This is a genomic window from Actinoplanes nipponensis, assembly GCF_016862275.1.
Lineage (GTDB): Bacteria > Actinomycetota > Actinomycetes > Mycobacteriales > Micromonosporaceae > Actinoplanes > Actinoplanes nipponensis.
Map to the genome: position 1 here is coordinate 152,599 of NZ_BOMQ01000065.1, position 20,791 is coordinate 173,389.

General features: G+C 74.3%; 14 protein-coding genes. 4 read left to right on the plus strand and 10 right to left on the minus strand.

Annotated features, from left to right (window positions below; translation table 11 throughout):
- Positions 1 to 9: 9 nt before the first annotated feature.
- Complete coding sequence (locus Ani05nite_RS28825) at positions 10 to 1,164, minus strand: acyl-CoA dehydrogenase family protein (RefSeq protein WP_203773505.1); 1,155 nt, start codon at positions 1,162 to 1,164, stop codon at positions 10 to 12.
- Positions 1,165 to 1,336: 172 nt separating this feature from the next.
- On the opposite strand from Ani05nite_RS28825, the gene Ani05nite_RS28830 reads away from it, so the two are divergent.
- On the plus strand, positions 1,337 to 2,776 hold the full coding sequence (locus Ani05nite_RS28830) for a UDP-glucose dehydrogenase family protein (RefSeq protein WP_203773507.1): 1,440 nt from the start codon (positions 1,337 to 1,339) through the stop codon (positions 2,774 to 2,776).
- Positions 2,777 to 2,902: 126 nt separating this feature from the next.
- Positions 2,903 to 7,978: an SCO7613 C-terminal domain-containing membrane protein gene (locus Ani05nite_RS28835; RefSeq protein ID WP_203773508.1), complete on the plus strand. Its 5,076-nt coding sequence runs from the start codon at positions 2,903 to 2,905 to the stop codon at positions 7,976 to 7,978.
- A 9-nt stretch (positions 7,979 to 7,987) separates the two neighbouring features.
- Here Ani05nite_RS28835 and purE read toward each other — a convergent pair whose 3' ends face one another.
- From purE to mca, 6 genes are all read right to left on the minus strand, one after another.
- Positions 7,988 to 8,485: a 5-(carboxyamino)imidazole ribonucleotide mutase gene (purE, locus tag Ani05nite_RS28840; protein ID WP_203773510.1), complete on the minus strand. Its 498-nt coding sequence runs from the start codon at positions 8,483 to 8,485 to the stop codon at positions 7,988 to 7,990.
- A complete protein-coding gene (locus tag Ani05nite_RS28845; RefSeq protein WP_203773512.1) occupies positions 8,482 to 9,660 on the minus strand; it encodes a 5-(carboxyamino)imidazole ribonucleotide synthase in 1,179 nt (392 codons plus the stop codon). The genes purE and Ani05nite_RS28845 overlap by 4 nt, the downstream gene beginning before the upstream one ends.
- Before the next feature lie 73 nt (positions 9,661 to 9,733).
- The gene (locus Ani05nite_RS28850; RefSeq protein ID WP_203773514.1) at positions 9,734 to 11,722 is read right to left on the minus strand and encodes a thioredoxin domain-containing protein; all 1,989 of its coding nucleotides are present in this window, start codon (positions 11,720 to 11,722) and stop codon (positions 9,734 to 9,736) included.
- 35 nt (positions 11,723 to 11,757) lie between these two features.
- Positions 11,758 to 14,310 (minus strand): putative bifunctional diguanylate cyclase/phosphodiesterase, encoded by a 2,553-nt coding sequence (locus Ani05nite_RS28855; RefSeq protein ID WP_203773516.1) that lies wholly within the window; start codon positions 14,308 to 14,310, stop codon positions 11,758 to 11,760.
- A 259-nt stretch (positions 14,311 to 14,569) separates the two neighbouring features.
- The gene (locus Ani05nite_RS28860) at positions 14,570 to 14,926 is read right to left on the minus strand and encodes a hypothetical protein (protein ID WP_203773518.1); all 357 of its coding nucleotides are present in this window, start codon (positions 14,924 to 14,926) and stop codon (positions 14,570 to 14,572) included.
- Positions 14,927 to 14,943: 17 nt separating this feature from the next.
- The gene (gene mca / locus Ani05nite_RS28865; RefSeq protein WP_203773520.1) at positions 14,944 to 15,825 is read right to left on the minus strand and encodes a mycothiol conjugate amidase Mca; all 882 of its coding nucleotides are present in this window, start codon (positions 15,823 to 15,825) and stop codon (positions 14,944 to 14,946) included.
- Between the two features lie 111 nt (positions 15,826 to 15,936).
- On the opposite strand from mca, the gene Ani05nite_RS28870 reads away from it, so the two are divergent.
- Both Ani05nite_RS28870 and greA read left to right on the plus strand, forming a co-directional pair.
- Positions 15,937 to 16,356, plus strand: coding sequence for a DUF4307 domain-containing protein (locus tag Ani05nite_RS28870; RefSeq protein WP_203773522.1), 420 nt, complete (start codon positions 15,937 to 15,939; stop codon positions 16,354 to 16,356).
- A 92-nt stretch (positions 16,357 to 16,448) separates the two neighbouring features.
- On the plus strand, positions 16,449 to 16,943 hold the full coding sequence (gene greA, locus Ani05nite_RS28875) for a transcription elongation factor GreA (protein ID WP_203773524.1): 495 nt from the start codon (positions 16,449 to 16,451) through the stop codon (positions 16,941 to 16,943).
- Positions 16,944 to 16,994: 51 nt separating this feature from the next.
- Here greA and ilvA read toward each other — a convergent pair whose 3' ends face one another.
- Genes ilvA through Ani05nite_RS28890 form a run of 3 tightly spaced genes read right to left on the minus strand, consistent with a single transcriptional unit; the run spans position 16,995 to position 20,787 of the window.
- The gene (ilvA, locus tag Ani05nite_RS28880; protein WP_203773526.1) at positions 16,995 to 18,218 is read right to left on the minus strand and encodes a threonine ammonia-lyase; all 1,224 of its coding nucleotides are present in this window, start codon (positions 18,216 to 18,218) and stop codon (positions 16,995 to 16,997) included.
- Between the two features lie 22 nt (positions 18,219 to 18,240).
- Positions 18,241 to 19,608 carry an amidase gene (locus tag Ani05nite_RS28885; protein WP_203773528.1) on the minus strand — a complete coding sequence of 456 codons (1,368 nt, stop codon included), beginning with the start codon at positions 19,606 to 19,608 and terminating at the stop codon, positions 18,241 to 18,243.
- A gap of 27 nt (positions 19,609 to 19,635) precedes the next feature.
- Positions 19,636 to 20,787 (minus strand): cystathionine gamma-synthase, encoded by a 1,152-nt coding sequence (locus tag Ani05nite_RS28890; RefSeq protein ID WP_203773530.1) that lies wholly within the window; start codon positions 20,785 to 20,787, stop codon positions 19,636 to 19,638.
- Between the last annotated feature and the right edge of the window lie 4 nt (positions 20,788 to 20,791).

Genomic DNA, 20,791 nt, shown 5'->3' on the forward strand with positions numbered 1-20,791 from the left:
GGACGGCGGTCAGTCCTTGAGCAGCTGGCGCGCCATGACGATCCGCTGCACCTGGTTCGTGCCCTCGTAGATCTGGGTGATCTTGGCGTCGCGCATCATCCGCTCGACCGGGTAGTCGCGGGTGTAGCCGTACCCGCCGAGCAGCTGCACCGCGTCCGTGGTGATCTCCATCGCCGCGTCCGAGGCGAAGCACTTGGCCGCCGCCCCGAAGTACGTCAGGTCGGCGTCGCCGCGCTCGCTCTTGCCCGCCGCCACGTACGTCAGCTGGCGCGCCGCCTCCAGCTTCATGCCCATGTCGGCCAGCATGAACTGGATGCCCTGGAAGTCGGCGACCGCCTTGCCGAACTGCTTGCGCTCCTTGACGTACCCCTTGGCGAAGTCCAGCGCCCCCTGGGCGATGCCCACCGCCTGCGCCGCGATGGTCACCCGGGTGTGGTCCAGGGTCAGCATCGCCGTCGCGAAGCCGGTGCCCTCGGCGCCGATCATCCGGTCCAGCGGGATGCGCACGTTGTCGAAGTAGACCTCGCGGGTCGGGCTGCCCTTGATGCCGAGCTTCTTCTCCGGCGCGCCGAAGCTGACGCCCTCGTCGGTCTTCTCGACCACGAACGCGGAGATGCCGCGCGACCGGGCGGCCGGGTCGGTGACCGCGAAGACGGTGTAGTACTCCGACACGCCGGCGTTGGTGATCCAGCGCTTCACGCCGTTGAGCACCCAGTAGTCGCCGTCGCGGACCGCCCTGGTCGACATCGACGCGGCGTCGCTGCCCGCCTCCGGCTCCGACAGGCAGTACGAGAACATCGCCTCGCCCGCCGCGACCGGGGTCAGGTACTTCTGCTTCAGCTCCTCGGACCCGGCCAGGATCAGCGGCATCGTGCCCAGCTTGTTCACCGCCGGGATCAGCGACGAGCTGGCGCAGGCGCGGGCCACCTCCTCGATCACGATCGCGGTGGCCAGCGCGTCCGCGCCGGCGCCGCCGTACTCGACCGGGATGTGCGGGGCGTGGAAGTCCGAGGACCGCAGGGCGTCGTAGGAGGCCTTCGGGAACTCGGCGCTCTCGTCGGCCTCGGCCGCGTGGGGCGCCACCCGGGCGTCACACACCTCACGGACGGCTGCACGGATGGTCTCGTGGTCCTCCGGCAGCTGGTACACGTCGAAATCAGGCATGGTTGTGGCCCTCTCCTCTGCGGCTCCCGCCAATGTTACCGACGCGTAGGGTACGCGCACTATCCTTCGCCGCGACGGCGCGCGGACCTTGGTGGCGCCGTCATGAGAAGGTGAATGCCACGTTTCGGCGCAGGTCCCCCGCCCTGCCCCCAGGTGAGTGGAGTCTCTCCCCGTGACCATCCCGTACCCGAACCACCCCGCCGTGCCCGCTTTCGCCGAGGTGGAGCCGTCGTCCGGCGCAGCCCGCCCCCGGCTGGCCTTCCTCGGCACGGGCTACCTCGGTGCGACGTACGCGATCTGCTTCGCCGAGCTCGGCTACGAGGTCCTCGGCTTCGACGTCGACGAGGCAAAGATAGCCAAGCTGGCGGCGGGGCAGGTGCCGTTCCACGAGGCCGGGCTCGACGAGCTGCTGCGCACCAACCTGGCCGCCGGCCGGCTGCGCTTCACGACGTCGTACACCGAGGTCGCCGACTTCGCCGACGTGCACTTCATCTGCGTCGGCACCCCGCAGCGCGGCGACGGCATGGGCGCCGACCTGTCGTACGTCGAGACCTCGGTGACCAATCTCGCCCGGCACCTGACCCGCCGGGTGCTGATCGTCGGCAAGTCCACCGTCCCGGTCGGCACCGCCGAGTGGATCGAGCAGCTCGTCGCCAAGCACACCGACCCGGAGCTGGGCATCGAGGTGGCCTGGTCGCCCGAGTTCCTGCAGGAGGGCTTCGCCGTCGAGGACGTGCTGCGGCCCAACCGCATCGTGGTCGGGGTGAAGTCCGAGTGGGCCAACGGCATGCTGTACGCCGCGCACAAGGGCGTCTTCGACCTGGCCGCCACCGAGGACCGCGAGGTGCCCCTGGTGGTCACCGACTTCGCCACCGCCGAGCTGGTCAAGGTGGCCGCGAACGCGTTCCTGGCCACCAAGATCAGCTTCATCAACGCGATGGCCGAGGTCTGCGAGGTCGCCGGCGGCGACGTCACCCAGCTCGCCCGGGCCATCGGCTACGACCCCCGGATCGGCAACCGCTTCCTGCAGGCCGGCGTCGGCTTCGGCGGCGGCTGCCTGCCCAAGGACATCCGCGCCTTCCAGGCCCGCGCCCAGGAACTCGGGGCCGGCGAGGCCCTGCGCTTCCTGCACGAGGTCGACCTGATCAACCAGCGCCGCCGCAGCAAGGTGCTCCAGCTGGCCGCCGAGCTGCTCGACCGCCGTTCCGGGCCGGCCGGCCCGGACCTGTCCGGCACCCGGATCGCCGTGCTCGGCGCCGCGTTCAAGCCCAACTCCGACGACGTCCGGGACGCGCCGTCGCTGGCCGTCGCCGCCGCGCTCGCCAAGGCCGGCGCCGACGTGCACGTCTACGACCCGCAGGGCATGGAGAACGCCCGCGTCGCCCAGCCGGCCCTGCACTACGAGAGCTCGATGGCCGAGGCGGTCACCGGCGCGGAGCTGGTGTGCGTTCTCACCGAATGGGCCGACTTCCGCAACGCCGACCCGCAGGCGCTCGGCGAGCTCGTCGCCGCCAAGCGCGTCATCGACGGCCGGAACTGCCTGGACGCGCTGCTCTGGGCCCGGGCCGGCTGGGAGTACCGGGGCATGGGACGGCCCGCGCCGGCGGTCTGATGCCACCCGAATTGCGGTAACGGCCGCGAACCTGCCGGGTTCGCGGCCGTTTCCATTGATCTCGACCTGCCTGAGACTGTTCTAATGAGGTGTCGGTTGCTTCGTTGAACGGGTCGAGGAGGTGCCGTGGCGCAGGCGCAGGAGCCGGACGGCTACGACGAGGAGCTCGCCCGCATCGACGCGTCGATCGCGGATCTCAAGATTCGGGACATGGCGGCCGCCAAGGAACGCACCCAGATCGCCAGCAAGATCCAGGCGGCGCAGTTCCAGCGGGACATCCTGGCGCACGCCAACCAGCAGAAGAAGCGCGCCGCCAGGCCGGTCCGCAAGGTGCGGCGCCGCACGCCCGAGGGGCCGCCGTCCTGGGCCGAGCCGGGCACCCCGTACACGGGTCCGCCCGGGGTGGCCACCGACGGCGTCACCACGCTGGTCGACGACCCGCCGCCGACCGAGCAGCCGGCGCCCCCGCCGCGCCGCCCGCGGGTCGCGCCGCCGCCGCCCGAGCCGGAGCCGCCGCACGGCCACCCGCCCGAGACGTCCTCGCAGTCGGTGCAGAACATCCTGCTGGCGCTGAGCGCCCTGGTGCTGGGCATCGCCGCCATCGTCTTCGCCGGTGCGGCCACCAACGCGGTGGGCCGCGCCGTCATCCTGGCCATCTTCACGGCCATCGCGCTGGGCGTCGCGCCGGCGGTCTCGCGGCGGGGCCTCACCTCCACCGCCGAGACCCTGGCCGCCGTCGGCCTGGTGCTGCTGCCGATGACGCTGTTCGCCCTGCACGGCAACCCGGCGCTCGGCGGCGACTCGGTGCCGGCCCCGGTCTTCCTCGGGGTGACGCTGCTGATCACCGCCGTCGGCTCCTTCCTGTACGCCGGCCTGACCCGGCTCGCCGCGCCGCGGTACGCGACCGTGGTGGCCGTGCAGCCGGTGCCGCCGCTGCTGGCGTACCCGGTGGTGGAGAGCCCGGCCGGCTGGGCGCTGGCGCTGAGCGCCGTCGCGCTGATCGACCTGCTGCTGCTCACCACCGTCATCCGCGAGGGCCGGCTGCTGCCGCGCTGGCCGATCGGCCGGCCGGTGGCGGCCGACCGGGAGAGCCTGGCCGAGGCCGACGCCCGGCAGATCGGCGCGGCGGACTTCGCCGCGCGCGACGTCGACCCGGCCGATCCGGCCGCCTACGAGGCGGACGCCCCGGCCCGGCCGGAGTCGCTGCCCGAGGAACCCGACCTGATCATCGACGGGCTGACCGGCCGGCGCCGCTGGAAGTGGATGCCGACGCGGATCTTCCCCGGCCCGCGCCCGGCCGGCGCGCCGCCCGCCGGCTCCGTCCCGCTGGCCCCGCCGGCCAGCCCACCCTCGGCGGGCTGGCTGCGCGGCCTGACGTTCGGGCTGCTCTGCCTGGCCGCCGCGGGCGCCGTGCTGTATGCCGGCGCGGCGTTGCTGGGCGCGGACGCGGTGCCCGACGCGGTGCGCTCCGGGCTGATCCTCGTCCTGGCCGCCGTGACCGTGTCGGCCGCCGCCCGGATGGTCGGCAAGCTGCTGGCCCGCAACATCGCCGGCGGCGTGCTCGCCCTCGCCGTGATCGCGGCGTGCGCCCGCATCGCCGCCGTGGCCTCGCCCGCCTGGACGCTGGCCGTCGCGGCGGCCGCCGTCGCGATCACCGGCGCGGTCGTGCGGCTGGTGCCCGACGAGGTCCGGCGCGGCCCGCAGTACGCCTCGGCGGGCGCCCTCACGCTGATCGGCCTGTTCGTGGCCGTGGACGCGCTGCGCGCGGCGATCGCGCCCGTGCAGGCCGCCCGCCCGGTCTGGAACGCGGACACCGCCGCCTACGCCGGCCGGCTGGCCGAGGCCGCGGGCCAGTCCGGCTGGCTGCTCGCCCTGAGCGCCCTGCTGCTGACCGTCGCGGCCGCCGTGGCGCTGCCCACCGAATACCGGCACGAGGGCGCGGTGGCCGGGGTCGCGCTGACCGCGCTCGCGGTGCCCGCCTCGCTCGGCCTGCCCTGGTCGGAGGCGCCCTGGCCGCTGGTGCTGGCGGCCATCGGGCTCGGCGGGGCCGGGCTGCTCGCGCCGACCCGCCGGATCGCCATCGCGCACATCGCGGCGGCCGGCCTGGTCGGCCTGTTCGGCGCGGCCGCCGCGCTCAGCGCGTCGTGGCTCACCGCCGCGGTGCTGACCGCGCTGGCCGGCGCGGGCGTGATGGTCGCGGTCGCGGCCCGGCAGATCCCGGTACGCCTGTACGCGTGGCTGGTCGGCGACTGGGCCTCCGGCGCGGCCGCCCTGGCCATCCCGGGCGCCGTGGTGACGGCCGTGCTGGCCACCCGGGACCCCGGCGGCGGCCCGCCGCCCACCGAGGACGTCACCGTGCCCGCCCTGGCGCTGGGTTTCCTCGCCGTGGCCGGGACTCTGTCGTACGCCGCCGTCTTCCAGGTCGCCCGCCGCGAGATCAGCCTGCCGCTGACGGCCGGCGCCGGGGCGGGCGCGGTCGCGATGGCGCTCGCCGCGCTGCTCTCCCCCGGGGCCACCGCCCCCGACATCTGGGTCGGCGCGCTGCTGCTGGCCGCGGCGAGCCTGCTGTTCTTCGCCAAGTCGCTCGACAAGGGCCGCCGCGCCGACCGGATGGTCGACGGGCCGGACATCGCCGCCGCCGCGGCCACCGTAGCCATCTGCGGCGCGCTGGCCCGGGTGGCCGCGCTCGCGTTCCCGGAGGCCCCGCTGGCCGTCGCCGCCGTCGTGGTCCTCATCGTGGCGGTCGGCGTCCGGGCGCTGCCCGAGGACTGGCGGCGCGGCCCGGTGCGCGGGCTGGGCGCGGCCGGCCTCGCCGTGGTGGCCATCGCGGGCTGGCAGGCGCTGGCCAGCGGCCTGCGGATCATCGCGGCGCCGGGTCCGCTCTGGGCCTCCGACATCACCGCCTACTCCACGACCCCGCCGCCGGGCGCCTGGCAGGCCCCGGTCGCGCTGCTGGTCGCCGCGGTCGCCGCGGCCGCCGCGCTGCCGCGCCCGGCCCGGTACGACGTCAGCTCGGTCTGCGTCGCGCTGGCCACGATCGGCGCCCCGGCCGCGTTCGGCCTGCCCTGGTGGTCCCCGCTGCTGATCGGCGGGGCCGTCACGCTCGCGTTCGGCATCGCCGCCGTCGCCGCGACGGACCCGCGCGCCGCGATCGACCGGGCCGGCGTCGCCGCGGTCGTCGCCCTGCACGCGGCCGGCGCGGGCCTGGTCCGGCCCTGGTCCACCGCGATCGCCCTGGGCCTGATCATGCTGACCGGCGTCCTGGTCGCCTGGATGGCCCGCGCCGGCCTGCCACCGATCACCGGCGAGCGGGACGGCCCGGCCGACGGGGCCGAGGTGATCAACCTCGCGCTCGACGACACCGGCATGCCCCGGCACCGCGCCCAGATCGGCGGCGCGGCCACCGCCGCCGCCCTGCTGACCGCCCCCGGCGTGCTCGCGGCCGTCGCGGCGGAGCAGGGCAACACCGCCCAGGTCGTGCTGACCGCCGCGCTGGCCGGGTCCAGCCTCGCGCTGGCCGCCCTGGCCCTGGCCGGCCGCTGGATACCGCAGTATCTGCCCTGGGCCACGGTCGGGCTGGTCGGCGGGGCCACGATCACCGCGCTCGCCTCGGTCCCCAGCGACTACCCCACCGCCCTGTACGCGGCCGCCGCCGCCCTGCTCGGCGTCGTCGCGGAGCTGCTGCGCGGGGCCATCCCGGCGCCCGGCCTCACCGTGGCCCCGAACCGCCACTGGGCCGAGGGCGGCTACGTGCGCCCGCGGTGGACCGAGATCCGGCCCAGCGGGCTCAAGGGACGCTGGCTGGTCGACCCGGCGACCGGCGCGGTCATCGTCGCGGCCCTGCCGACGGTGCTGGCGCTGGTCTCCATCGCCCCGGCCCTGCGGGCGGCGCTGATCGACCCGCTGCAGCAGCTCGGCGCCATCTGGGACGGGCCCGTGGCGGCGCTCGCCCAGCCCGCGTCCGGCAACGTCGACGGCACCAGCGTGCTCGCCGCCGTGCTGCTGACCATCGCCGCCGCCCTGGCCGCCCTGGGCTTCGGCGGCAAGCCGGCCGAGGCCGTACCGGTGATCCTGCCGGGCCTGGCCGTCACCCTGCTGATCGCGCCCATCGCGCTGCACGTCCGGTGGCCAGCGGCCACGACGGCCGCTCTTATCGTCTTCACGATCGCCATGCTGGGGCTGGCCCTCACCCCGCCGCCGGTGGCCACCCGCGCCACCCTGCTCCGCACGACCCGCACCATCGTCTTCGTGATCGGCCTGCTGGCGGGCGGCGCCGGCCTGGCCGGCAGCCTCGCGCAGCGGCAGCTGACGCTGTTCACCCTCGGCATGGCGATCCTGGTCGGCCTGGTCGCCGCGATCGGCGGGCGCAGCCGGCACGCGCGCATCCTGGGCTGGCTGTTCGCCGCCGTGATGGGCCAGATGTTCGTGCTCACCGTCGCGCTGGTGGCCGGGCTGACCCCGCCCTGGGCGGCGTTCGGCGTGCTGGCGGTGGGCGCAGTGCTGCTGGTGCTGGAGGCCCTGCTGCCCCGGCTCGGCCTGCCGGAGTACCGCCAGGAGGCGACCACGGTGGAGTGGAGCGGCTACGCGTCGGCCCTGTTGGCCGGCGCGCTGGCCTTCGACTCGCCGGCGCACCTGGCGGCCCTGCTGGCCGCGTGGGGCGCGGTGCTGGGCCTGACGGCGACCCGGCCGGGCCGTACGCCGAACCAGCGCCGCAACCTGTTCTGGCTGGCGGTCGGCTTCGAGATCGTCGGCATCTGGCTGTTCATCGCGATCGCCGACGTGGCGCTGCCCGAGGCGTACACGCTGCCGTTCGCCGCGCTGGCCCTGCTGGTGGGCGTCCTCGAGGCCCGCCAGCGCCCCGACCTGAGCAGCTGGGCGGCGTACGGGCCGGCGCTGCTGGCCGCGTTCGTGCCGACGATCGGCATCGTGATCGCGACGGACTCGGGCGACCTGCGCGAGCTGCTGCTGTTGCTGGGCGCGGTGGCCACCCTGATCGTGGGTTCCCGCATGCAGCAGCAGGCGCCGGTGGTGATCGGCGCGGCGGCGACGGCGATCGCGGCGATCCACTTCGCGACGACGCTGGTCGGGCCGTGGCTGGTGCTGGTGCCGGTGGGGGTGGTGCTGCTCTTCCTCGGCGCGACGAACGAGAACCGGCGGCGGACGCAGGAGCGGGTGCGCGGCGCCCTGGTCCGCATGCGCTGACCGGGGCGGTCAGCCCAGCAGCCGGGCGCGCAGCGCCTCGTCCTTCTCCGCCACCACCTGCTCCAGGTTGGCCTGGAAGCTCTGCATCCGCTTGAGCAGCACCGGGTCCGAGGCCGCCAGGATGCGCACGGCCAGCAGCCCCGCGTTGCGGGCCCCGCCGATCGAGACCGTCGCCACCGGCACGCCCGCCGGCATCTGCACGATCGACAGCAGCGAGTCCATGCCGTCCAGATACTTCAACGGCACCGGTACGCCGATGACCGGCAGCGGGGTCATCGACGCCACCATGCCCGGCAGGTGGGCGGCCCCGCCCGCCCCGGTGATGATGACCTTGAGGCCGCGGTCCGCGGCCGAGGTCGCGTAGTCGACCATCTTCCGGACGGTGCGGTGCGCCGAGACGACGCCGACCTCGAACGGCACCTCGAACTCGGCCAGGGCCAGCGCCGCCGCCTCCATCGTCGACCAGTCCGAGTCGCTGCCCATGATCACGCCGACGGTGGGGGTCATTCCGTGCCCTCCTGGAGCCAGCGGGCGGCGCGCGCCGCCCGGGCGCGGACCGTGGTCATGTCGTCGCCGAGCACCGTGACGTGCCCGATCTTGCGGCCGGGCCGGACCTGCTTGCCGTAGAGGTGCACGCGGGCACCCGGGTCGGCGGCGAACAGGTGGTGCAGGCGTTCGTCGATCGACATCCCGCCCGGCTCGCCGCCGAGCACGTTGGCCATCACGACGGCCGGGGCGGCCAGCGCGGTCTCGCCCATCGGGTAGTCCAGCACGGCCCGCAGGTGCTGCTCGAACTGCGACGTCCGCGCGCCCTCGATGGTCCAGTGGCCCGAATTGTGCGGGCGCATGGCGAGCTCGTTGACGACGATGCCGGCCTCGGTCTCGAAGAGCTCGACGGCCAGCAGGCCGACCACGCCCAGCGCGTTGGCCAGGTCGATGGCCAGCTGCTGGGCCTCGACGGCCCGCGCCTCGGACAGCTCCGGCGCGGGGGCGAGCACCTGGACGCAGATGCCGTCGCGCTGCACGGTCTCGACGACGGGATACGCCGCGACCTGCCCGAACGGCGACCGGGCGACCAGCGCGGCCAGCTCGCGGCGCAGCGGCACCCGCTCCTCGACGATCAGGGCGGTGCCGGTGGCGGCCAGCTCGGCCGCCGCCTCGGGACCGTCCAGCATCCAGACGCCCCGGCCGTCGTAGCCGCCGCGCACGGCCTTGGCCACCACGGGCCAGCCGCCGGCCGCCGCGTTCGGGTCCGCCGCCGCGAGCTCGGCGGCGAAGGCGGTGATGTCCTCGGCCGAGGCGACCGGGCGCCAGCGCGGCACGGGGGCGCCCAGCGCGGAGAGCCGTTCGCGCATCCGCTGCTTGTCCTGCGCGTACAGGATCGCGTCGGCGCCGGGGTAGATCTTCACGCCCTCGGCCGCGAGCGCGGCGATGTGCGCGTTGGGCACGTGCTCGTGGTCGAAGGTGACCGCGTCGCACCCCTTGGCGAACTCCCGCAGCGCGGCCAGGTCGGTGTGCGTGCCGATCCGCACGTCGGCGACGACGAGCGCCGCGCCGTCGTCGGGCGACTCGGCGAGCACGCGCAGAGACTGACCGAGGGCGATCGCGGCCTGGTGGGTCATCCGGGCCAGCTGGCCCCCGCCCACCATGCCGACTACCGGCAGACCGGTTCGAATATCCATGGCGCCGCCAGCCTAACGAGCCCCGGACCGTCCGCGCCAAGCGCCCCGAACACCGGCCCGCCGGGCCGCGACGTCAGGCGGCCAGCCGCGCCACCAGGTCTTCCACCGTCGTCACCGGGCGGTCGCAGACGAAGCCCCGGCACACGTAGGCCGCCGATCCGCCGTCGATCAGCGGCCGGTCGGCCAGCAGCGGCGCCCCCGGCTGGTCCGGCTCGCCGGCCACCACCACCGTGCCCGGCGGGGCGTGCCGGTGGGCGGCCACGACCAGCGGATCACCCGCCGGGTCGGCGGTCACGATCGCGATCTCGTACGGCCCGGAGAGCACCGCCTCCGCCACCGTCGCGGAGTAGCCGGCGAAGCGCGGGTGCCCGCTGATCAGCGGGCCGGCCGTGGCCAGCGCCGCGTCCGCCGCCTCGCGGTACCGGGTCTCGCCGCTGAGCGCCGCGTACGCCACCAGCCCGGCACACAGCGCCGCCAGCCCGGACGGGGTCGCGTTGTCGGTCGGGTCGGCGGGCCGGGTGACCAGCCGCTCCGCGTCGTCGGCGGTGTCGTAGTAGCCGCCCTCGCCCGCCGGGAAGTGCTCGAGCGCCACGTCCAGCAGCTCGCCGGCCCGGGTCAGCCACCGCCCGTCGCCGGTGAGCTGGTGGACCGCGCAGAACGCCTCGGCGACGCAGCCGTAGTCCTCCAGCACCCCGGCCGGGGCGCCCACCACGCCGTCGCGGGAGACGCGGCGCAGCCGGCCGGCCACGATGTGCCGCTCCGCCAGCACCGTCGCCAGCTCGACCACGGGTGTCCCGTCCGCGCCGGTGAGCTGGGCGTACTCGGCCAGGGCGGTGACCGCCAGGCCGTTCCAGGAGGCCACCACCTTGTCGTCGCGGGCCGGCTGGGGGCGCTGCGCGCGGGCCCGCAGCAGGCGGGCGCGGACGTCCTGCCAGCGGGCCACCAGCTCGGGGGCGGCGGCGTCGATGTCGCGGGCCAGCACCAGCACGCTGCTGCCGTGCTCGAACGTGCCCTTCGTGGTCACCCGGAACAGGTCCGCCGCCCACGCGCCGTCCTCGCGCCCCAGCGCCTCGTCGAGCTGCGCCGGCGTCCAGGCGTAGGTCAGGCCCTCGGTGCCGTCGGTGTCCGCGTCCAGGGCGGAGGCCAGCCCGCCGGCCGGGGTGGCCAGGTCGCGGAGCAGGAACGCGGCCGTCTCGTCGGCGATGCGCCGCGCGAACGGGTCGCCGGTGAGCCGCCACAGGTGCGTGTAGACGCGCAGCAGCAGGGCGTTGTCGTACAACATCTTCTCGAAGTGCGGCACGGTCCAGGTGTTGTCCACCGCGTACCGGGCGAAGCCGCCGGCGAGCTGGTCGTAGATGCCGCCCCGGGCCATCTGCTCCGCGGTGTGCCGGACGATCTCCAGGTCGCCCGCCGAGCCGGTGCGCTGGTGGTGGCGGAGCAGGAACAGCAGGTTCATGTGCGGCGGGAACTTCGGGGCGCCGCCGAAACCGCCGTACCCCCGGTCGTGCTCCTTGGCCAGCAGGTCCGCCGCGGTGTCCAGCAGCTCGGCCGAGATCGGCGCGGTCGGGCCGCCGACCAGCTGGGCCCCGCCGATGGCCTGGACCACGGCCGAGCCCTGGGTGACGACCGCGTCGCGCTGGTCGCGCCAGGCGGTCGTGACGGATTCGAGCAGGCGGACGAAGTTGCCCTTCGGGAAGTAGGTGCCGCAGAAGAACGGCTCGCCGGCCGGGGTGGCGAAGACGGTCATGGGCCAGCCGCCCTGCCCGGTCATCGCCTGGGTGGCGGTCATGTAGACGGCGTCGACGTCGGGCCGCTCCTCGCGGTCCACCTTGATCGCCACGAAGCCGTCGTTGACCAGCCGGGCGACGCCGGCGTCCTCGAACGACTCGTGGGCCATCACGTGACACCAGTGGCAGGCGGCGTACCCGACCGAGATCAGCACCGGCACGTCGCGCCGGCGGGCCTCGGCGAACGCCTCGTCGGACCAGGGCCACCAGTCCACGGGGTTGTCCTGGTGCTGGAGCAGGTACGGCGAGGTCGCGCCGGCGAGACGGTTGGCCATGCAGCCAAACTAGCCCGGCCGGGCCGCCGTAAACCTCAGGAGGCGCCGTCCGCGCGCAGCGGGATCACCTTCGGCGGCGCCGCCTCGGCCAGCTGGTGCAGCGCCGCGACGATCTTGTCGGCGGGCAGCGGGCGGCTGAAGTGGTAGCCCTGCGCCGAGGTGCAGCCCAGCGCCAGCAGCGCGGCGCGCTGGTCGGCGGTCTCGACGCCCTCGGCGACCACCCGAGCGCCGAGGCGGGCGCCCAGCTCCACCGCGCCGCGCACGACCGCCGCGGCGGCCGCGGAGTCGGTCATGTCGGTGACGAACGACCGGTCGACCTTCAGCTCGTCCACCGTGACCCGGGTGACGAACGACAGCGACGAGAAGCCGGTGCCGAAGTCGTCGACCGAGATCTGCACACCCATGTCCCGCAGCGCCGCGATGACCTCGTCCACGACCTCCTGGTCGCTGACCGCCACCGACTCGGTGATCTCCAGCACCAGCCGGCCGGCGCTCAGCCGGTGCCGGCGCAGCGCGTCGGCGACCTGGGCGGGCAGGGTGGCGTCGAGCAGGCTGCGCGCCGACACGTTGACCGAGACGGGCAGGTCGAGGCCCTGGCCGGCCCAGTCGGCCGCCGCGGCCAGCGCGTGGTCGAGCACGTAGCGGGTGAACGGGGCGAGCAGCTCGCCGTGCTCGATGGTGTCGATGAAGTCGTTCGGGTTGAGCATCCCGCGCCGGGGGTGCTTCCAGCGGATCAGCGCCTCGACGCCGGTCGGGGCGCCGGTCTGCAGGTCGACCTCGGGCTGCAGGGCCAGCACGAGCTGGTCCCGCGCGGTGAGCGCGTCGTACAGCTCGGCCGGCAGGGCCAGGTGGTCGGTGCTGCTGGCGTCCTGGGCGCTGTCGTACGCGGCGACGCCGACGTGCAGCTCCTTGGCCTGGTCGAGGGCGATGCCGGCGCGCCGGATCAGCTCGGCCAGGTCGGTGGTGCCGGCGCTGGAGACGGCCACGCCCACGGCGATCTCGGTGACCAGCCGTACGCCGCCGATCTCCATCGGCTGGCCGAGCCGGTCGACCAGCTCGCGGGCGCGCCGCACGGCCCGGGGCAGCGGGTTCGGGGTCTCGTGCAGCGGCGTGGCGGAGTCGCTGAGGGTGGCGACGGCGGGCAGCAGCACCGCGAACTCGTCGTCGCCGAGGCGGGCGACCAGGTCGTGCTCGCGGGCCAGGTCGGTCAGGCGCTCGGCCACCGTCCGCAGCATGGCGTCGCCCGCGCGGTGCCCGAGGGTGCCGTTGACCTCGCGGAAGTCGTTGAGGTCGAGCAGCAGCAGGGCCACCTGCCGGTCCCGGTCGAGGGAGTGCAGCAGGGCGTCGCCGTCGGCCAGCAGCGCCGACCTGGTGGCCAGCCCGGTCAGCGGGTCGTGCACGGCGTCGTGGGCGACTTTCTCCTCCAGCTGGGCCAGCCTCTCGTGCGCCGCCGCGTCGTGCAGCGCACCGGCGAGGGCGTCCCCGTACGCCGAGACGGCGAGTTCGTCGCGGGCGGCGGGCAGGGTCGGCTCGGCCAGCCAGACGGTCAGCTCGCCGACCGCGGTGCCGCCGACGGTCATGGCGCGGGTGATCACGGGTCCGGGCGCGGCCCCCGGGGTGGGGTCGTTCGAGGCGCCGTCGGCCGCGTACCGGCGCGGGCTGCCGCCGCGCTGGAGAACCTCGATCTCGACCCGGCGCGCGCCGAACACGTCCAGCGCGCCGCGCAGGCCGGCCGCCGCGACGGTGAGCTCGGAGGAGCCGCCCAGGGTGCGGGTGGCGCGGGCGAACGCCTCCCAGACCCGGCGTTCCTCCTCGGCGCGCAGGTGGTAGCGGTAGGTGCGCTGCAGCAACCACAGCGCCGGCGGCAGGGCGAGCAGCCAGATCGGACCGTTGGCCAGGGCGAAGAGGGACAGCAGCCCGACCAGCACGTTGCCGACGAACATGGGCAGCTTGGCGTGCAGGGCGCGGACGGCGATCTGCGCCGGCGGGGCGTCCCGGTGCAGCGCGAGGGTCAGCACGGCGAGCCCGAGCGTGACGGTCAGGTAGGCGAGCGCGCCGGCGATGAGCCCGACCTGCGTGCGGGTGCTGTCGAGCGGCGCGGCCGGCCCGGCGATGGCGTAGGTGACCGCGGTCGCGGTCGCCGTGCCGAGGCTCAGCGAGGCGGCCAGGTGCACCAGGTCGGCGATGATGCGCTGATCGTTGAGCCAGGTGATGAGCGCCCACGCGCCGACGGCGCCCAGCAGCGTGGCGGCGGGCAGCCAGCCCGGCGGAGCGAGGGCGAAGCCGAGGATGAAGGCCGTCTCGCCCCAGGAGACGCTGACCGTGCCGCGTCCGACGCGGAAGCGCAGCCGGGCCAGTTGGGCGAAGGCGACGAGCAGTACGGCGACGCCGGCCGCGGCCGGCGGGGAGAGCGCCATGATCGCGGGACCGTGCAGCGGCATCAGGACGCCGAGCACGGCGACGATCAGGGCGGCGCCGACGACGAGCCCGGTAAGGACCCGACCGGCTTCCGGTCGAGACGCCGGGCCGGCCTGGCCCGGGGGTCGCGCGGGGCCGGCCGGGGCTGCGGAGGTGGGCTGAGACGTCATGCCAACCCCCGGCTGACCAGCGGCACAGGCGGATGCACGTGCATCTGCAGCGGCGGAAGCGGGGGCTGGAAGATGGTCATCGTCAGCCCCCTTTCCGCACAGGGTGGAGGGACGTCAAAGCCCCCCGGCGGAAGGCTAAATCAATCCGGCAGAACGCAACAGGGGTTGACGGATCAGCGGTGTCGATGTTCCGTCAGCACCAACACGCAGGGCGACCCGGCCGCGAGGACTTGACAAAGTGGAATCTCGCCGTTCGGGCTCAGGCCTTGTCGTCGGGGCGTTCGCCGGCGGGCCCCGCGGGGCCCGGCTCCACGCTCTTGACCTCGGCGTCCATCGTCGAGCCGGCCACTTCGGAACCGCCGGCCGCGGCGCCGCCGGTGCGCGGGGTGGCACCGGAGCGCTGCAGGTCGGCGTCGAGGCGGGCGATCTCGGCAGCGCGCTCGGTAGCAGCGGGGTCCGGGAAACTGTCGGGAAGCCGACGCAAACGCTTGTTCATGTTGCGGATCAGCAGGACTGTGCTTATGGCCATCAGCACGATGATGAACAGGCCCATCGGGCCGGCCAGGCCACCCGAACGGGTGTCACCGAAGTTGTTGACCGCTACCACGAAGTCCATGTCACTCACGGTACGCCTCAGCGGACCTCGACGGTCTCGCGGATGCCCGCGAACAGGTCGGACTCGGGCAGCGGGCTGTCGACCAGCGAGCGGGCCAGCTCGAAGTCCTCCGTCGGCCACACCTTCTGCTGCAGCTCCATCGGCACGTGGAACCAGAAGCCGTCCGGGTCGACCTGGGTGGCGTGCGCCCGCAGCGCGTCGTCGCGCACCTCGAAGTACTCGCCGCACTCGATCCGGGTGGTGATCTTGTCGCCCCGGTCCGGCCGGTCCTCGCTGCGCTGCAGCCACTCCTCGTACGGCGACTTCAGGCCGGCGGCCAGCATGCCCTCGTGCAGGGCCAGCATCCGCGCCCGGGTCCAGCCGGAGTTGTAGTAGAGCTTCAGCGGCTGCCACGGCTCCCCCAGCTCGGGGTGCTGCTCCGGGTCGCCGGCCGCGTCGAAGGCGACCACGGAGATCTTGTGGCACATGATGTGGTCGGGGTGCGGGTAGCCGCCGTTCTCGTCATAGGTGGTGATGACGTGCGGCTTGAACTCGCGGATCAGCTTGATCAGCGGGATCGCGCCCGCGGCCGGGTCGACCAGGCCGAAACAGCCCTCGGGCAGCGGCGGCAGCGGGTCGCCCTCGGGCAGCCCGGAGTCGACGAAGCCCAGCCAGGCCTGGTCGACGCCGAGGATGGCCCGCGCCTTGTCCATCTCGGCGCGGCGGATGTTGGAGATGTCGGCGAGCACCTCCGGGCGGTCCATCTTCGGGTTGAGCACGCTGCCGCGCTCGCCGCCCGTGCACGTCGCGACCAGCACGTGCACGCCCTCGGCGACATAGCGCGCCATCGTGGCCGCGCCCTTGCTGGACTCGTCGTCGGGGTGCGCGTGCACCGCCATGAGACGCAGTTGCTCAGCCACTGAATTCTCCCTCGACCGGGCCTCGTTCTCGGGACCTCGGTACGGCTGCGAAGATGGACGTGGTCATTCTGGCCGATGACACCGACAATTTCCGCAGGAGAGGTCCCCCTGGTGAGCGAGACGCGCGCCACAACCCCGGTATTCCCGCCGGGCCGCTACGGGCGGCGCCGCGACGGACGCCGCCGGTTGCTGCTGCCCGCCGTGCTCGCGGTCCTGGTCGGGGTGGCGGCTGTGTTCCTGGCGATCCGGCTCTACGGGCAGTATGGCGACCCCGACTACGACGCGCAGATCGTCGGTTGGACGGATGTCACCGACCGGCAGCTGACCATCCGCTTCACCGTCCGCGTGCCGGCCGGCGGCTCCGCCACGTGCGGCCTGCGGGCCCGCGACTACGACGGCGCGGAGGTCGGCCGCCGCACGGTCACCGTCACCGCGAAGGGCTCGGCCCGCACCGTCGACGCCAGCGAGGTCGTCCCCACCAGCGCAAGGGCGACGGTGGGCGAGGTCGTGCGCTGCGCGGCCGCGGGCTGAGCCGATCGGGGCCTGTGCGCACCGCTGGTAAGCTTGGTGATTCGCTCCGTACGCCTGTTCGTCCCACCCCGTACGTTCAAGGAGAAGAGTCTGTGACCAGTTCAGAGGCGTCGAAGACCTGGCTCTCCCAGGACGCTTACGACCGGCTGCAGGCCGAGCTCGACGAGTTGATCGCAGCCCGGCCGGCCGTCGCCGCCGAGATCAACGCCCGCCGCGAGGAGGGCGACCTCCGCGAGAACGGCGGTTACCACGCCGCGCGTGAGGAGCAGGGCAAGCAGGAGGGCCGGATCCTCTACTTGAAGGAGTTCCTGCGCAAGGCGGAGGTCGGCGAGGCGCCCAGCGCCGACGCGGTGGCCCCCGGCACGGTCGTCACGATCTACTTCGACGAGGACAAGAGCGACACCGAGACGTTCCTGCTCGGTTCGCGCGAGATCGCCGCGACCACCGACTACACGGTGTACAGCCCCGAGTCGGCGCTCGGTAAGGCCATCCTCGGCGCGGGTCCCGGCCAGACCGTCACCTACACCGCGCCCAGCGGCGCGGACATCAAGGTCACGGTGGTCGAGTTCGCCCCGTTCGGCGGCTGACGGCAGACGCGGGCCGGACCCCGGGCGGGGTCCGGCCGCAGCGCCCCGTCGTCAGGGCGTGCCGGAGAGCAGGGTGAGCGAGTAGCCCTGGTCGCGCAGCGCGCCGATCAGCGCCGCCGAGTGGTCCGGCCCGCGGGTCTCCACCGACAGCTGCACCTCGACCTCGCCGAAGCTCAGCCGCGGGTTCTGCCGCGAGTGGGCCACGTCGACGATGTTGGCCCGCTGCTGGGCGATCTCCGCCAGCAGCCGGGCCAGCTCGCCCGGCTGGTCGCCGGTGCGCACGGCGAGCCGCAGGAACCGGCCCGCCGAGACCAGGCCGTGCTCGATGACCCGCAGCAGCAGCATCGGGTCGATGTTGCCGCCGGACAGGATGGCCACGATCGGCGCCTTCAGGTCGACCTTGCCGGTGAGCAGGGCCGCCACCGAGGCGCCGCCGGCCGGCTCGACCACCATCTTGTGCCGCTCCAGCAGCACCAGCAGCGCCGCCGACAGGTCCTCGTCGGTCACCGTCACCACGTCGTCGACCAGCTTGCTGACGTGCGCGAAGTTGAGCACGCCGGGGCGCATCACCGCGATGCCGTCGGCGATGGTCGTCGAGCGGTCCAGCGTCAGCGGCTCCCCCGCGGCCAGCGACGGCGGGTAGGACGCCGCGCCGATCGCCTGCACGCCGACGATGCGGATGTCCGGGCGCAGCGCCTTGGCCGCCACGGCGACCCCCGAGATCAGCCCGCCGCCGCCCACCGCGGTGACGATGGTGTTCACGTCCGGGCACTGTTCGAGGATCTCCAGCCCCACCGTGCCCTGCCCGGCGATGATGTCGCGGTGGTCGAACGGGTGGATCAGGATCGCCCCGGTACGGTCGGCGAACTCCCGCGCCGCGGCCAGCGCGTCGTCGACCGTGTTGCCGGCGTACTCGATCGTCGCGCCGTACCCCTTGGTGGCCGAGACCTTCGGCAGCGGCGCGCCCTCGGGCATGAAGACCGTGGAGTGCGCGCCCAGCAGGCTCGCCGCCAGCGCGACGCCCTGGGCGTGGTTGCCGGCGCTCGCGGCGACCACGCCGCGGGCACGCTCGGCGTCGGAGAGCCGGGAGATCCGGGTGTACGCCCCCCGCACCTTGTACGACCCCGCACGCTGCTGGTTCTCGCACTTGAGCCACGTCGGCACGCCCAGCGTGCGGGTCAGCGGCAGGGAGTGCTCCAGCGGGGTGGTCCGGACGACCCCGGTGAGCAGGGCTCGGGCGGCCTCGATGTCGGCGAGCTCCAGCAGATCGGTCATGGCTGTGATGGTGCCATCCGGCTCACACGAAGGCGTGACGAGGCCACGGATTGGCCACCTCGAGCTGCCCGGCGATCTCCAGGAGCAGCACCTCCGAGTCGGGTGGCCCGACGAGCTGCACCGCGAGCGGCAGGCCGTCCGGGCGCAGGCCGACCGGGACCACGATGGCCGGCAGCCCGGCGATGTTCCACGGCGCGGCGTACGGCGCGTACGCCATGTTCACCTGCATGTTGCGCCGCCAGCTGCCGCCGGCGTGCCCGTCCGCGGGCGGCGGCGCCGTCGCCAGGGCGGGCGTGAGCAGCACGTCGATGCCGCTGTCGGCGAAGAACCGGATGCTCTTCTCCCGCCACGCGTCGCGCTGCTGCTGCCTGACCCAGCCGCGCCGCCACACGAACTTGCCCAGCGCGACGTGCCGGCGGGTGCGCGGCTGCAGGCTGCGCACGTCCAGCCCGGCGGCGTCGGCCTCCCGGTAGGCGCAGGCGAACCAGGTGGCCAGCCCGGCCAGGCCGACCGCGGTCGAGTACGGCGGATCGGCGGTGACCGTGTCGTGGCCCACACCGACGAGCAGCTTCGACGCCGTCGCCACGGCCTCGCGGTTGGGCTGGTCCGGCCGTACCCCCGCGACCGGGGAGCGCAACGACACCCCGACCCGCAGCCGGCCCGGCTGCACCAGCTTCACCGGGGCCCGGCCGGCCATGACGCTGAAGCCCAGCGCGGCGTCGGCCACCGTGGTGGCCAGGACGCCGTTCTCGGTCAGCCCGAACCAGCCGTCCAGGCCCAGGTCGCAGGGGATGACGTCGCGGCCGGGCTTGAGCCCGACCAGGCCGCAGCAGGCGGCCGGGATGCGCACCGAGCCGAGGCCGTCGTTGCCCTGGGCGATGGGCACCAGGCCGGCGGCGACGGCCGCGGCCGAGCCGCCGGAGGAACCCCCGGGGGTACGCTCCAGCGCCCACGGGTTGCGGGTCGGCTCCTCGACGCCGTCGGTGGTGGCCCACAGCCCCATCTCGGGCATCCGGGTCACGCCGACCACCACCGCGCCGGCGCCGCGCAGCCGCCGGACCACCTCGTGGTCCTCCTCGGCCACGGCGGAACGCGCCGCCGCCGAGCCGTGCCAGGTCGGCAGGCCGGCGACGGGCGTGTTCTCCTTCACCGCGACCGGCACGCCGGCCAGCGGCAGGTTGCCCAGGTCCTCCTGGTCGTCGACCTTCTCGGCCTCGGCGATCGCCTCACCGGCGCGCACCACGCGGAACGCGGCGATGGCCGGATCGGAGATCGCGATCTGCTCGAGGTGATCGGCCACCACCTGGGTGGCCGTCGTGTCGCCCCGCCGCACCGCGCGCGAGATCTGCTTGGCGGTGGCACCGACCCACGTGGTCGCCAGGTTGTCCATGGCCCGTCTCCGTCTGTCCGTCTAGACCTAGCCGAGCGCCTGCTCCAGATCCGCGAGCAGATCGTCAACGGTTTCGATGCCGACAGACAGTCGCACGAGATCGGCGGGTACTTCAAGCGGTGAGCCCGCCGCGGACAGGTGTGTCATCTGCCCCGGGTGCTCGATCAGCGATTCGACGCCGCCCAGTGACTCGGCCAGCACGAACAGTTTGGTCCGGTTGCAGATCCGGATCGCCTGCTCGGGACCGCCGGCGGCGCGGAACGACACCATGCCGCCGAAGCGGGACATCTGCTTGGCGGCGGTCTCGTGTCCGGGATGCGACTCCAGGCCCGGGTAGAGCACCTGGCCGACGGCCTCGTGGTCCTGCAGGTACGCCACGATGCGCTCGGCGTTGTCGCAGTGCCGGTCCATCCGTACGCCGAGGGTCTTGATCCCGCGCAGCGTCAGCCAGGCGTCGAACGGGCCGTTGACCGCGCCCATCGCGTTCTGGTGGAAGGCGAGCTGCTCGCCGAGCTCGTCGCCGGCCGTGACCAGCGCGCCGCCGACCACGTCGGAGTGCCCGCCGAGGTACTTGGTGGTCGAGTGGATGACCACGTCGGCGCCGAGCGCCAGCGGCTGCTGCAGGTACGGCGACGCGAACGTGTTGTCCACGGCGAGCATCGCGTCGTACTCGTGCGCCAGCGCGCCCAGGGCGGTGACGTCGGCGATGTTCAGCAGCGGGTTGGTCGGCGTCTCGGCCCAGATCAGCCGGGTGTGCCCGGGGCGGAACGCCGCCCGCACCGCGTCCAGGTCGCCGAGCGGCACCGCGGTCCAGTCCAGGCCCCAGTTCTCCGCGACCTTCGAGAACAGCCGGTACGTGCCGCCGTACGCGTCGTCCGGGATCACCACGTGGTCGCCGGGCCGGCACACCGCGCGCAGCAGCGTGTCCTCGGCGGCGAGGCCGCTGGCGAAGGCGAGCCCCCGCCGGCCGCCCTCGATCGCGGCGAGGCACTCCTGCAGGGCGTCGCGCGTCGGGTTGCCCGAGCGGCTGTACTCGTAGCCCAGCCGCGGCGCGCCCACGGCGTCCTGGGCGTAGGTGCTGGTCTGGTAGATCGGCGGCACCACCGCCCCGGTCCGCGGATCCGGATCCTGCCCGGCATGGATGGCCAGGGTGTCGAAGCCGTACGTGTTACCCGTCATGAGG

Bases quoted from the DNA above. Each gene is read 5' to 3' on its own strand.
- Ani05nite_RS28825 (WP_203773505.1), bottom strand. From the start codon at position 1,164: ATGCCTGATTTCGACGTGTACCAGCTGCCGGAGGACCACGAGACCATC.
- Ani05nite_RS28860 (WP_203773518.1), bottom strand. From the start codon at position 14,926: ATGGACTTCGTGGTAGCGGTCAACAACTTCGGTGACACCCGTTCGGGT.
- ilvA (WP_203773526.1), bottom strand. From the start codon at position 18,218: ATGACCGATCTGCTGGAGCTCGCCGACATCGAGGCCGCCCGAGCCCTG.
- purE (WP_203773510.1), bottom strand. From the start codon at position 8,485: ATGACCCCCACCGTCGGCGTGATCATGGGCAGCGACTCGGACTGGTCG.
- Ani05nite_RS28890 (WP_203773530.1), bottom strand. From the start codon at position 20,787: ATGACGGGTAACACGTACGGCTTCGACACCCTGGCCATCCATGCCGGG.
- Ani05nite_RS28855 (WP_203773516.1), bottom strand. From the start codon at position 14,310: ATGACGTCTCAGCCCACCTCCGCAGCCCCGGCCGGCCCCGCGCGACCC.
- Ani05nite_RS28850 (WP_203773514.1), bottom strand. From the start codon at position 11,722: ATGGCCAACCGTCTCGCCGGCGCGACCTCGCCGTACCTGCTCCAGCAC.
- Ani05nite_RS28885 (WP_203773528.1), bottom strand. From the start codon at position 19,608: ATGGACAACCTGGCGACCACGTGGGTCGGTGCCACCGCCAAGCAGATC.
- Ani05nite_RS28845 (WP_203773512.1), bottom strand. From the start codon at position 9,660: ATGGATATTCGAACCGGTCTGCCGGTAGTCGGCATGGTGGGCGGGGGC.